Origin of the sequence: Clostridium saccharobutylicum DSM 13864, from assembly GCF_000473995.1 — a bacterium.
GTDB lineage: Bacteria > Bacillota > Clostridia > Clostridiales > Clostridiaceae > Clostridium > Clostridium saccharobutylicum.
Genome location: NC_022571.1, coordinates 3,333,830 through 3,346,682 on the forward strand (window position 1 = coordinate 3,333,830; position 12,853 = coordinate 3,346,682).

At 29.0% G+C, this 12,853-nt stretch carries 20 protein-coding genes; all 20 read right to left on the reverse strand.

Annotated elements, in window-relative coordinates; all coding sequences use genetic code 11:
• Positions 1 to 64: 64 nt before the first annotated feature.
• The gene (locus CLSA_RS14425; RefSeq protein WP_022747111.1) at positions 65 to 508 is read right to left on the reverse strand and encodes a hypothetical protein; all 444 of its coding nucleotides are present in this window, start codon (positions 506 to 508) and stop codon (positions 65 to 67) included.
• Entirely contained in the window at positions 495 to 677 is a 183-nt protein-coding gene (locus CLSA_RS14430) for a hypothetical protein (protein ID WP_155762482.1), read from the reverse strand. Before CLSA_RS14430 ends, CLSA_RS14425 begins: the two co-directional genes overlap by 14 nt.
• 546 nt (positions 678 to 1,223) lie before the next feature.
• A complete protein-coding gene (locus CLSA_RS14435) occupies positions 1,224 to 1,445 on the reverse strand; it encodes a hypothetical protein (RefSeq protein WP_022747113.1) in 222 nt (73 codons plus the stop codon).
• Between the two features lie 40 nt (positions 1,446 to 1,485).
• A complete protein-coding gene (locus CLSA_RS14440; RefSeq protein ID WP_022747114.1) occupies positions 1,486 to 2,469 on the reverse strand; it encodes a radical SAM protein in 984 nt (327 codons plus the stop codon).
• A 470-nt stretch (positions 2,470 to 2,939) separates the two neighbouring features.
• Positions 2,940 to 3,635, reverse strand: a complete 696-nt coding sequence (locus tag CLSA_RS14445; RefSeq protein WP_022747115.1) for a DNA-methyltransferase — start codon at positions 3,633 to 3,635, stop codon at positions 2,940 to 2,942.
• Between the two features lie 134 nt (positions 3,636 to 3,769).
• On the reverse strand, positions 3,770 to 6,379 hold the full coding sequence (locus CLSA_RS14450; RefSeq protein WP_022747116.1) for a CHC2 zinc finger domain-containing protein: 2,610 nt from the start codon (positions 6,377 to 6,379) through the stop codon (positions 3,770 to 3,772).
• Between the two features lie 15 nt (positions 6,380 to 6,394).
• Positions 6,395 to 6,685 carry a hypothetical protein gene (locus CLSA_RS14455; protein WP_022747117.1) on the reverse strand — a complete coding sequence of 97 codons (291 nt, stop codon included), beginning with the start codon at positions 6,683 to 6,685 and terminating at the stop codon, positions 6,395 to 6,397.
• 9 nt (positions 6,686 to 6,694) lie between these two features.
• A complete protein-coding gene (locus CLSA_RS14460; RefSeq protein ID WP_022747118.1) occupies positions 6,695 to 6,919 on the reverse strand; it encodes a hypothetical protein in 225 nt (74 codons plus the stop codon).
• A 155-nt stretch (positions 6,920 to 7,074) separates the two neighbouring features.
• Positions 7,075 to 7,566: a DUF5651 domain-containing protein gene (locus CLSA_RS14465; RefSeq protein WP_022747120.1), complete on the reverse strand. Its 492-nt coding sequence runs from the start codon at positions 7,564 to 7,566 to the stop codon at positions 7,075 to 7,077.
• Positions 7,566 to 7,838 (reverse strand): nucleoside triphosphate pyrophosphohydrolase family protein, encoded by a 273-nt coding sequence (locus CLSA_RS14470; protein WP_022747121.1) that lies wholly within the window; start codon positions 7,836 to 7,838, stop codon positions 7,566 to 7,568. Before CLSA_RS14470 ends, CLSA_RS14465 begins: the two co-directional genes overlap by 1 nt.
• A complete protein-coding gene (locus CLSA_RS22185; RefSeq protein ID WP_022747122.1) occupies positions 7,828 to 8,265 on the reverse strand; it encodes a hypothetical protein in 438 nt (145 codons plus the stop codon). The genes CLSA_RS14470 and CLSA_RS22185 overlap by 11 nt, the downstream gene beginning before the upstream one ends.
• Positions 8,265 to 8,945, reverse strand: coding sequence for an ERCC4 domain-containing protein (locus CLSA_RS14480; RefSeq protein WP_022747123.1), 681 nt, complete (start codon positions 8,943 to 8,945; stop codon positions 8,265 to 8,267). Before CLSA_RS14480 ends, CLSA_RS22185 begins: the two co-directional genes overlap by 1 nt.
• A complete protein-coding gene (locus tag CLSA_RS14485; RefSeq protein WP_022747124.1) occupies positions 8,923 to 9,480 on the reverse strand; it encodes an NUMOD4 domain-containing protein in 558 nt (185 codons plus the stop codon). Before CLSA_RS14485 ends, CLSA_RS14480 begins: the two co-directional genes overlap by 23 nt.
• Before the next feature lie 74 nt (positions 9,481 to 9,554).
• Positions 9,555 to 10,577: a phosphoadenosine phosphosulfate reductase domain-containing protein gene (locus tag CLSA_RS14490; RefSeq protein WP_022747125.1), complete on the reverse strand. Its 1,023-nt coding sequence runs from the start codon at positions 10,575 to 10,577 to the stop codon at positions 9,555 to 9,557.
• Between the two features lie 41 nt (positions 10,578 to 10,618).
• Positions 10,619 to 10,981, reverse strand: a complete 363-nt coding sequence (locus CLSA_RS14495; RefSeq protein ID WP_022747126.1) for a helix-turn-helix domain-containing protein — start codon at positions 10,979 to 10,981, stop codon at positions 10,619 to 10,621.
• A 19-nt stretch (positions 10,982 to 11,000) separates the two neighbouring features.
• The gene (locus CLSA_RS14500; protein WP_022747127.1) at positions 11,001 to 11,591 is read right to left on the reverse strand and encodes a hypothetical protein; all 591 of its coding nucleotides are present in this window, start codon (positions 11,589 to 11,591) and stop codon (positions 11,001 to 11,003) included.
• A 2-nt stretch (positions 11,592 to 11,593) separates the two neighbouring features.
• The gene (locus CLSA_RS14505; RefSeq protein ID WP_022747128.1) at positions 11,594 to 12,214 is read right to left on the reverse strand and encodes a P-loop NTPase family protein; all 621 of its coding nucleotides are present in this window, start codon (positions 12,212 to 12,214) and stop codon (positions 11,594 to 11,596) included.
• Positions 12,214 to 12,414: a hypothetical protein gene (locus tag CLSA_RS14510; protein ID WP_022747129.1), complete on the reverse strand. Its 201-nt coding sequence runs from the start codon at positions 12,412 to 12,414 to the stop codon at positions 12,214 to 12,216. The genes CLSA_RS14505 and CLSA_RS14510 overlap by 1 nt, the downstream gene beginning before the upstream one ends.
• 8 nt (positions 12,415 to 12,422) lie before the next feature.
• Positions 12,423 to 12,614, reverse strand: coding sequence for a hypothetical protein (locus tag CLSA_RS14515; protein WP_022747130.1), 192 nt, complete (start codon positions 12,612 to 12,614; stop codon positions 12,423 to 12,425).
• Positions 12,615 to 12,634: 20 nt separating this feature from the next.
• Complete coding sequence (locus CLSA_RS14520) at positions 12,635 to 12,853, reverse strand: hypothetical protein (RefSeq protein WP_022747131.1); 219 nt, start codon at positions 12,851 to 12,853, stop codon at positions 12,635 to 12,637.

A 12,853-nucleotide genomic window follows, 5' to 3' on the forward strand; every position in this document is an offset into this window, starting at 1 on the left:
CCATTGAAAATAGTAATGTTATGATAATAATGTAATAATAAAAATATAATAAAGTAATAATAAATTATAATATATATGTAGATATTTTCTCTATTACTTTACGTCTAACCTTAATACAATTATCTACTGATTGATTAAGATCTTGTGCGATACTCGTCCAACTTCTTGTTGGTTTACTAAAATATCTTAACTCAACAAGTTTTCTTTCATCATCTTCTAATAGATCTAATGTAGTATTTATTAATTCTTTTTCAATGGTCCTATTTTCTTTATCCTTTTTAAGCTGCTCTATCTTATCCTTAATATGTTCATCACGTTTAATAACTTCATTTTCTACACTTGAATTAAATGCATTAGTTGGACTACTCTTCTCTTCATAACTTATAGCTTTGACTGATACATCATTTAGTAGCTGCTTAATCTTTATATCTGCTAATTGATTTAATTTATCTATATCTTTATAACTGTATAAGTGATATTCTGTTTTCTTAAAATTATTTTTTTCCATTTCTTTTATCCTCCATCTTTTGGATTTCAGCTTTTAATTGTTTCTTTTCATCATATAATGGTTTTAAATTAATAGCACATTTACATTTAAATGCTTTTTTAATCTGTTTATCTATTTCTTTAAGTCTATCTTTTTTGACTTCTAACATATCAATTTTAATGTTAATCACCTCATTTTTATAAAAATAACAAGTTTGTAACAAAAAATAACAAGAAAATAACAACTATTTTAAATTCTTGTTACGTCTGAAACTGTTGATATTACTAGCTTTATAGTAACTCATACCAAAATAACAAAAATTTTTATAAAATACCCCCATCTTATATATATAAGACACGTATATATATTTCTCATCATATATATATATATTTATATTTTTTGTTATATTTATATATATATATAAGGTAAAGCCAGTAGGCATGCCGTCTGAGGTCTGTAACAAAACCGAAATCAATTTTGTTATATCCATTTTCTAACATTAGTCCTTAGACGTTGGTACGACTTGCTTTGAGTCTGTAACAAAAATATTTTCATTTTTGGTATGAGTTTGTTATTTTTTTGTTATGACTACTGGCAAGCCTTTTGCTTTTTGGTTCTTTTGCAACTTCTGTTTTTGAATCACATAACCTACTAGCAATATTCCTAGATTCCAATAGGCAATGTATTGAAATTCTGTTTACTTATCACATAATATCTTCTGCATCCGTAATTAGTATTAGGATTTGCCATATTTTGATTTACGTTTAGCATAAAGCCTTTTTCTGTTAACAACTCTTTTCTTGTATTTTAAATACCTCTTATATTTGTTCCAATATATTGAATTAAATATCTTTTCAAACATTCTATATACTGGCTCTATTACTTCTTTGATAAACCTCTTCAAAAAATCAATTAATTGTTCAGCAAGACTTTTTATTTTTTCTTGAATAATATCCATCTAATCTCCTTCTTTCTGCATCAAATAGTAGTATTGCGAATTAGATAGCACATTCAAAAATGCTATTAGAGTTATAAATTTTTAAACTCTCTCTGATCCGCTCCTGATTCTTATGTCTTTTATTTAAAAATGTTTCAAAATCAATGCTTTTAAAAAAACTTGGCTGATTACAATATGCTGCATAATCTATATAAAAGTTTCTTTCTTCACTATCCCAGCAATTAATATCCCTCATAACATAAGGCAGACACTTATTTTTTCTGCACCATTCCACACGATTTATTAATAATCCTATATCCATATCTTTGTTTTGATATATATAAAATTTAACTTTCCAATCCTTAGGAATATATTTCTTTATGATTTTTAATTGCTTTTCCAATAGTGGTTGATATTTAGGATCATCAAAAGCAAATATATATTCACCCATATAATTTAATTCCGATAGTAATTTTGCATTATCTTCGTTAATCAATCTAAAGTCTAATCCCTGGTTAAATTCACATCTGATATTACGATTTATAAGATACTGAAATACTTCCATATGCTTGTCATAAGCTAGTATATTGTTATCAAGAAACTTAACCTTATGATGTTTGATTATGCTCTCTAGTGAGTTATAAACCTTTAATTTTCCTTCGTATTTTGGAACTTTGCAAAAGAAACAATTTCTTATACATCCTCTAGTAAGAAAACCATAACTTATATCTTCTTCTGGATAGTAAAATGGCTCTGTTTGCTCTATCTCTATAGGCAATTTTAATGATGGATTAATTGAACCTATGCCACCATATTCAATATTGCTACAACCTACTATTTCAAATCTATATTGATTAATTTCAAAGATATTACTGGAATAAACTTTATCAAATCCAGCTGCATCAACTATTACTTTCTTTCTATCTGGATAACCATCTAGTTTCAAATCTTTCATAACTACTTCATGATCCTCCTTGAAATAATTATACATTCGCCTTATTGCTAGGTTAAATTTTGAATCTACATTAACCAATAATATTTTCATCTTTCCCTCCACGTCTGGAGGTGTACGCACACTTTTTATCTAGAATTACTCCAATTTAATTATCTATATTTTATTTTTTAATTATGAATATTAGTGTCCTTTTATTTCCACTATATTTTTTCTTTAATCTTTGATACAATTTGATTTATATATTCTAACTATATGTAGAATTTATAAACAGAAAATTTAATATTGTTTTTCACAGGAAGGTGGTGGGGAACATGAAACAAAAAAATCTTCTTGCTTTAGTAGCGCTTTTACTATTAATTATTATGTTGATAAATAGTTTCGCTTTAATAGCAAAATAGTTAATTGTTTCTATTTCAAAGCCCCGTACAGCATTAAACTAATTATTTGATGACTGTGCACACAGAGTTAAAGATAAATTAAAAATAACTCTGCTGTATCCACTTTCCTATTTCAATGAAAATATAATCGATAGTTATTATTATCAAATATTTATTTCAAATCTATATAATATTAAACATACTTATTTGATTCATCACTTCTTCTAATCTATTACTGGCCAGCTCATACATATTTTTATCTAGTTCAAATCCTAGGAAATCAAATTCCATTTCATGACACGCAACCAAACTTGATGCACTACCAACATGAGTATCTAAAATTTTATCTCCTTGTTTTGCATAGTTCATTAGCAACCATTTATAAAGATTAATAGGCTTTTGGGTTGGATGAATTCTTTTCTCATTTTTACTTTTATCGCCTAGCATTATGTGACCTTCACTTATTGATTTACCTTGATTCATACCATTCCACATATATCTAAATAGTTTAGTAGAATCATGGGTACTGCAGTAAGCTATCTCACAATCACTATATGAACTCTTTCCATTTACTTTATCCCATATTATTCTTCCAGGACCTAAATAGAAATCATAGTAATTTATACCCCATATAATTTGATTTTTTGATACTCTTAATAGCTCTTTAAAGTACTGTTCGTTTGGTACATCCCATCTTTTAATTTCACTATAATCTTTTCTCTTAATCTTTAATTTATTTACACGCCTGCCATAATACTGTCTTTTATTCGGTCCTTTAAAATATGGAGGATCTACTATAGCTAAATCAAAATATTTATCTGGTATTTGCTTCATACCTTCCATGCAATCCATATTGTACAGCCTATTTAATTCAAACATTGACATCACCTCGATTTGAGTAATTTTTATATATTAATTTAAGTATGTGAAACACTAATAAATTAAAAATAATGTTATGCATTAGATATTCATGAAGTTACCTTTGCTAATACGCAAAATAAACACATTCCGCATTACTTAGCAACACCAAATATATTCTTCTCTGCCATGCTAACTGCTTCTTCCATTAGTTCGCAATCGACAATTTCCCCTACCTTTAAATCAACTAATTTATTAGTGTCATACTCGTCATACCAGGCATTAGTACCATAACTAATTGAATTTGGATTATTATCTCTAAATTGCTTAGCATTAGATTTAATAATATAACCGCTTTTCTTAGCTTGTTTTTTAAAATCTTTAATCTTAACCATATTAATGTCTATACTTTGGTAATCTCTTTGATATTTAAACAATGTATCAACTAGCATTTGTGATCTTATATATGTTTTACCTCTTTCGGTTTTTACTGCTTTATATGCAGCTATATAATTACTATCCTGTAGAATGTCATTAAATAAAATTATCATTTGCTCAATAGTGTTTTCTGTGTCATCACGGCCATTTAAAACTTCATCAAATATATTTTGTTCAATGGCACCATAATAGTCTTCTAAAGGCTGTAAACCATGCTTAATTAATACCTTATTTAATAATTCAATTCCACATGCAATATTGATAGCTGTATTAAGTGGTCTATCCTTTATAGTGAATTTATCTCTTAAGCTAATACGTAAGTTTTTATATTCATCTACAGGCAAGTTTAATACTTCTAATACAATGCTTTTGCCTAACTTCTCTAAGTATTCTTTGTGATCCTGTAACCAAAATACAGACTGGCTAGTTTCTGGTGTTCTTTCATTTCTACCCATGTACACTATGCAGCTTCTAGTAATAATAGCTTTTTCATTGTTTGGTATTGTTTCCTCACCTGCTATTATCATAGGCCTTGTTAACTTTACATCTTTAACTCCAAAACCTTTATCGCCTCTAGATATTGCATCCCTATCATATGCACTTCTAAAAATATTACTTAATTCATCTTTTTTATAATCTGTCATTTTACTCGGTTTAAATTCTTCATATACGATTGGATAATTTCCCATGGCTAACTCTTCTTTGATTGAATGGGCTGTGGAAGACATTGTTTTTTTGTCACATTTAGGATAATTAAGAAGTGGCATGACTACTTTTTCTAGTATTGTAGTTTTACCTGTTTGGCTTTCTCCAATTATGAATAAATGATGTAACTGGGAATCTAAAGCTATATTTTGACTTATTTCTAAGAAGCTCAGTGCACTTCCTATTATTGAAATTGCTTGATTGTAATTTATAAATCTGAACAAATGTTGCATTAACTCCTGGAGCTCTTGCTTCTCTATAGGCTTTGTATCTGCAATGTAAATATTACTTTTTTCGCATACTGTACTATTGTCAACTTTATCTTGATATATTGTGCCTTTAGATGTGATTAATTTAAACTTATCTGTATCATCTATAGGCAATATTTTAGATCCAATATGAATTTCTTCATTATCTATTGCAAAATACTTATTAATCCATCTCTTTAACTCAACTAAATCATTTATGCTCTTACCAGTAAAACTAAAATCCATACCTAAGTAATTTCTAAAGGCTCTTACATCATCAAATATCTTAGAAAGTCCTTCTTTCTCCATTGTTTTACCATCTACACAACTTTTAATTTTAAGTTTTATACATTGTATACCTTCGTCTAATTTATCTATTTTACTAGCTTCAAGTATATTAAAGTCTGTCAAATAATTTCTTATAAAGTTGTCTTCTTCATCTTTACTTTTCTTTAGCTGGTAAACTCCTTGACCATCTTGTTGCAATTCAAATTTATTCTTTAAATCTAAGCTTCTTTTAAAAGCATTTAATAAATCGTATTTAGTATGTCCAGCCTCTAGCCAGTCTGTAACATCCTTGTTGTCACCTAAAGACTTTATACCTGGAAGATTAACTATTTTGAAGCTACTGGCACCCTTTAGAAAGTTGAATTTAATATTATCAATGTACTTTTGTCCTGCTGCTCCTGTATCACCAATTGCTGCAATCTTCATAAATTCAGATTTAATTTTGTCATAGTCCTTAAAGCCTTTTATTGAAGTTGCTACAAAGTTTTTCTTGCTAAGAGTATTATTTATCGTATTAACATCTTTTTCCCCTTCCAAGAAGACTATAGTCTTATTCTCGGCTATGCCTTTAAGTAGGTTGTAATAATTATAAGGAACTTCATCATGTCCCCTTTTATCAATTACTTGTCCATTGCGAACTGAATAGTAAGGAGTTTCTTTCTTGCCATCTGGCTTAAGAAATTTAGCCTTGCAATATATAGGTTTGTTATTTTCATCTACAAAAGTAAATAATCCTAATAATTTATAACCTCTCTTAAAATCCTGTAGCTGAATATCAATATGCTTTTTAATTTGGTCTTCAAAGATTTCAGCTTCTGTCTTTTCCACTTCTAAACCAAGATATTGCCTAGCTTCTTTATAGTTAAAATTTTTATATTCCATTATGAAATCAAGTGCATCACCATTCTTACCACTATTGGAGAAATCTTTAAATTTCCACTTATTAGCGTTACTATCAAAATATATTGCAAATGAAGGTGTTTTTTCGTTTGTAAATGGAGAATTTATCTTATTATCCTTATTAAATCTTTGTCCTGTTTCCTGCTCTATCAATGTCCTTAAATCAATGTCTTGTATTTCTTTCAACTCTTGCACCTCCTTTTATACTTTAAATCCGTTCCAAATTTCATATTCTGTCATATTTCTATAGAGTAAAGTTTCAATCTGTTTCTTAGTTTGACTTAAATCAACTACTAAATCATCAAACATAGTATGAGCACTAATATACATTGGATTACCATTTCCATCATCTTTAGTCATGTATGTGCCATCCTTATTTTTTAATGGAGTTTCATATTCTAACCAACTATGAGTATTTAAGTAGGCTTCTGCCTTACTATTTCTATCTAGTAAGGCATTATATTTTTTCTTTGAATCATTTAAACTTTCCATGATTTCACCTTAAAATTGAGTATTGTGAATAAACAATTCCAACCTATTTAATAAAGCATCTAGGTCATGTGAATACTCTTTAAAAAGACTTTTAAATTCATGTTCTCCATTAAAACTATCTATTGGGAATAACAAATGTACGAACCAACCTCTATCTCTATCATTACGAATTAATATTTCTGCTCTTACGTTTTTGTTAGCTGCTAATTCAACTAATTCTTTAAACTTTTCCATAGCTTTTCATTCCTTTCTATATACTAAATTTCTTGATTTTATTTTTACCTTTTTGGTGTAGTGCTTTTTTATTGCCTGTCCTTTTTATTTCAATCTCTATAGGTTTATTATTTCTTAGTCTTAAGAGCGTATTTTTAATAGCTTGGTCTATTATTTCATTCACACTTCTTTGCAATATCATCACCTATATAGGCAAATTTACAGTTTTTTAAATCCGTTCCCTCGTCAAAAGGTATTACTTCCTGTTCATCAAAGTGCTTGTACAAATCACAATCTTTAAAGCACTTAGTACAATTCTTGCAATTCATATCCATTGTTATTTCCACTAGATCAAAATACTCTTTACTATCTTCAAAGGCTGCATCAAGCTCAGCACTTTTACGCTTTTGTAATACCTCTAATTCACTATTGGTAATTACTACAACCCTTGAGTTTTTGTTTAATCTAACAAATTTTTTAGCTTGCTGTTCTCCTAAACGTTGATTTAAACTAATTAAACTCTTTTTAATAAAGGTACTAGCCTTTTTAAGACTAGTTTTTTCCTCTTTCGTCATTACATCACCATCAACAAAGTGTTTGATTAGATTTCTTGCTTGGCTAAGTATTATCATTTCTTTTGTTTCTGAATTATTAAGATAATCTTTCACTACCAAACAACTCCTTTGAGCCTATTTAATTTCATTTCCTTGTAATGATCTATTACATAGTTATCAAATATTAGTCTAAGCTGACTGCACATTATTTCAACATCTGCTATCTCTTCATAAATGTTATTGCAATCAATTTTATTCTTATCAAAATATCTTGCTAATGCTGTGCTTAATTCGCCTAACTCTTCCATAGCTTTTATAATCTGCTGATTGGCTCCAAATGTATTGATTGCCTTTTGAAGTATCTCTTTTTCTTCTTTACTGGTCATTAGAATCAGCCCCACTCTCTTCTATATACCATTTGCCTTTAGTAATGAAATTATTAAGTGCTTTATCTTCTTCTCCGAAATTATTATCAATTATCTTTTGCAATATTTCATGCAAACATCTATATTCACGAACTTTGAAATATCCTTCACATTCAACTTTAACTTTTCTTTTAGTCTTAACTACTTCCATAAAGCTTACTGGCTGTTGAATTGGGATGAATACTCCATTAATTAAAAAGTCATATGGCTTCATAACAGTATCTTTAGGATGGAATTTCCAGTCTATAATTTTATATTCTTTAGTCCTTGTCAAAGCTAATGAAATTATCATTGTATTATTAGATATCTTTTCACCATTAAAAATAACCTCAAATTCTGTTCCTATAGGCATTTTCATAGCCTCGATTATATTTAACTTTTTACTCATTAACTAATTCCTCCACTTTCATAATCATTAACTACATCCCATGTAAATTCGTCTATATAACCCTCATGAACAAATTTATTTCTAACACCATACTTAAGAGTATTGAATATTTCACTTCCCATACATTCTTTGCCTATAGGTCGTATAATTGTTCTAAATTCTCTTTCTAAAGATTTAATTCTTCCATATAATGATTGAGGATCATATTGACTCCTATAATTGGCTTGTCTTATATTTTCATCAAAATTCTTATCTTCAATGAATATAAAGAACTCAATTCCATTTTTATTTATACCAGTCAATTCTTGCTTAAATCTGTTGTAATCAGATTTTAAAACCTTTGCTAAATATTCTTTTCCAAGTAATTCAACTATTTCTTTATTAACTTCATTGATGTTTGTTTTTTTGTCTTTAAAATTCATAGCAATTTCATCAATGCAAAATTTTCTTTCTATAACAATGTCATTAGTGAAATATATATCTCTTTGTTGTCCTTTAAAACTATTAGCTGGCAACATAATCGAATAATCACCATAATCAAGCTTCATAGACTTATGATTAATTTTTTTACTATCTAAAAATCTAATAATATGACTATTGGATTGTTCCCTTGTATCTGTTAATATTGTTAAATTTTTTTGTATTCTATCTATCTCTTTATCCGTGAAACGATATCTCATTTTGTGCCTCCTCTAGATATTTAAATTTATATCCATTAGCTTGTTTTAATTGCCCTTTGCACATGGCAGTTATATAGCTTGGAATTAAACCATATCTTTCTCCTGCTGCTTTTGTAGTAGTAAATTTTTCTCCTGTAGTAATGCAAATAACTGGTCTATGTCTATGTGATAGCGGGTTACCTTTATATTTCTTAAGCATTGTTTTACTTATTCTTTTTCCTCTACTCCCATATGAATTGTTATAATGATGAGTGCACCATTCTAAGTTATCAGCATTGTTATTAGACTTGTTTTCATCTTTATGGTTTACGCATTTATAATTATTAGGGTTAGATATAAATACTTCCGCTACAAGTCTGTGAACCTTCTTAGTGCTATAATTTACATTTTTATCATATAAACCAACTCTTAAATATCCATCTTTTTGTAATTGCAATTTTAGTAATTTGTTTCTTTTTATATTTTTAACTCTACCTAAATTACTAACCTTATAAAGTCCTTCATAGCCTTTTATATCCTTCCACACTTCCTCCATTTAATCACCTTCTCACTTGAAATCATTTGATAATAAGAGCAAATAACAATGTTGTTAAATGCTCAAATTACTCATTAAATTGTCATTTTAAATTGCTGATATGCTCCTTGCCCTGGTTCTTTTAACACCTTGACATTATTCATATATGGAACATTTATATAATCTAAAACTTTTGCCAATCCTAATCCACCTTGTTCCCAATCCTTCATGCAATATTGGTAGAGCTGTGGGTGTGTTGTTTGCATTTTTTGAAATCTATTAGGACATCTCTCTAAATGACATCCAAATGCACAAAATATACAACCAGTTCTTTCTACTCCTGTAGTTCTATAAATCCCACTTTCACAAACTATTTCCCCATAAACGCTACATATTTTAAGGTTATTTTCAAATGCATATCTCAATACATCTTGTTTAGTCCAAAATCCCATTGGTTGACTTTTAGGAGCATTTGCTTCATAAACATTGCAGCCAGTCTTTTCATATTGTCTTTGTCTTTGGAATCCTTCATCTTGAGTAATTCCAATGTAAGGATATCTATTGGTCTTTTTATGGTATTCTTTGAAAGGTTTCTTTTTCATAACATCACAACATTTTTCACTTGTATCAAAAGGAGCATTTAAAAGAATCTTCCACTTATCTGCTAACTTTCCTAATGATCCTCTTTCATCACCATTCATTAAGTAATTTCTATACTTATCTGATAAATTTCCATGTCTTAATTTTCTTATTTTAGCTGCTGTTTCTTTGCTTACTATTGGATATCCATATTCTTTTATAACCTGCCTAAATGACTTTTGAGGCTTTAATATTGTTACATCATCAAAGGTATTAACAAATGCCCTTAGCTCTGGATATTCAAGTCCAGTATCAACAAATACAGCAGGTATATCATTGTATAAATGTTCTCTTACTAAATGTAAAAGAACTGTACTATCTAAACCACCTGAGAAACTTACATATACATCACATTGCCAATAGCTGTACCAATCTTCAATTCTCTTTTTTGTTAGTAGCAACTTCAATTCATAAGGTAGTCCTTTTCTTTGGCTAAAGGCCCAATCTTTAAGTTTCAAATCTATATCTTGAATATACATTTTTTCTCCTTTATTAACACATAATATCTATAGTTTCTTACCTATTCTACAAATAAAGCTTGTGTATTATTAAAGCTAACTTTTTTAGACTTATCGGTAATTAATTTTTGGCTTTTGCAATATTCGCCTGCTATTACTTGGTCAGATTGGCAATAACACTCTTTATTAAGTGGACATCTTTGATTAAGACATCTTTTCTCTTTAATTAATTCATCAACATTTTCAGTTAATTTTTTTGGATCACTAACATTAAAATATTTTGCAAATTTCTTCGAATTCTCATTTGAAGCTTTATATATCTTATTTTCAATATTACGTATTGTAGATTCTTTAATATCAATTTCTTTAGCTAATTTTTCAATCGATAATCCTTTTTCTTGCCTAAGCTTTCTTAATAAAATCATCTTTATTACCTCCTATAGGCTAGAATGGCATGTCCCCATCATCTACTGGTGTAATTTCTGTGTCATAATTAAATGAGTTATTACTATTGCTACCAGGGTTAAGCAATTTCTTTTTAGGAACTTCAACACCTTTTCTTATTTCTTCAACTGTCTTGAAATTTTGAAATTTAACTGCAAATTTACTTATTCCTGTATTCTTATCCAAGTATTCTTCTTCTCCAAATACTCCACCAACTAACTTATTTTTGAAGCAAGCTGCAAAGTTATTGCCCCATTGTACTTGGAATCCTGGATTACTTTTCTCTACCATTTCTATAAACGTCTTGAAACCTCTATTTGTGTTATTGTCTGCATCATATACAAGTTGTCTAACTGTTGCATTGTTTGGGTATTTTTTATTTTGTCTTTGGTCACTGTCAAATCTTCTCTTCCAATATCCTGCTTGTTTATCTGTTGTATCAGCATCAAGTAATACAACTATCATTGGTCTATGTCCATTTGAACTTTCAGTTTCACTTACCTGTATAATTTTGCAAACATGTCCGCCTGGCTCAAATTTTTCATACCCTTCAAAAGCTTGTACATTATCGAAATCTTGTGGTTTAATCATAACTATTTATCCTCACTTTCAAATTCATAATATTCTCTTATGGTCTTATCAACCATTTTTAAGTCATTATCTATTTCCTTCTCAAACATTTCCATTGGACTCTTACAGGTTGTATAGCCATCTGATTGAGTCTCAAAATAATGTCTTTCGCCATCTGTTTTGCAAAGTAGAACTATACTAAATAAACCCTCTAGAGTCAGTTTTTCATCTAACATTTTTCCTACTGTCTTGGCTTTAATCTTACCTTCTGGCGTTGTCTCAATATGATGAAGAAAATATACAATCACATCATCAGGTGTGCCTGTAATGATAAACTGTATTAAATTTCTAAAATTCAATGCCATATCAGTAAACTTGTTATAGCCTGTTTCCTTGGCTCTATCAAACATTTCAAATGCCATTAGGTATTGACTATCGTCTATTACATAACACTTTAATTTAGGTGTCTTAAGACTCTTTAAAATGCGGTCATAATTTACATTATTATATCTATTAAGTTTCTTTCTAAAAGGTAGTGGTTTGCCTGCTATATTAAATATTCCTACTTGATCAATTTCAAACTCTCTTAAGCTTGCACTTTTTCCTGCTCCACTTTCCCCCATAATTAATACTGGTAATCCCATTAATTTTCACTCTCCTTAACTTTTTCTAAAATATTAATTAATCCTTGATAATACTCAATACTCTTACTAGTGCTATAAATTTTACCTTTTAAATATTTTGCACAATCATTAGTGACTGGTTGTTCTAAGCACTCTTGTAAATCTTTTAACTTTAAGCATTGATATTCAAGTCTGCTATGCGTTTCCTTTAGAATGTTCATACAAACACCTACTTTTCTATATCAGATAAAACTGCATCTAATGTTTCACCAACATCTAAAATCATGCTATAAAGTTGTTCAAAGTTTCTTTCTAAGTCCTCTAAATCTTCCACTTTAGGAACTCTAGCGACAGTAATATCTTTAACAATACAACTTACTGCTGCTGCTTTTTGATTTAATTGTTTAAGACTTATTGACATTTACATACCTCCAGTATGTGCTATAATATTCTTGATTGATTTTCTTTGCTATCTAGGATTTCTTGGCGGTCATCCTTGATAGCTTTTTCTTTATAAAGTTTGTCTATTTCTTCATTTAGAATATCTCCAAATGCTCTTGAATCTTGATTAAGTTCTCTTTTCATTTGAACTCTACAGGCGATCTCTTTAGCCTTTGCTCTATTGGATGCTATTTGTACTATTGCTGCAATGCTCCCCAT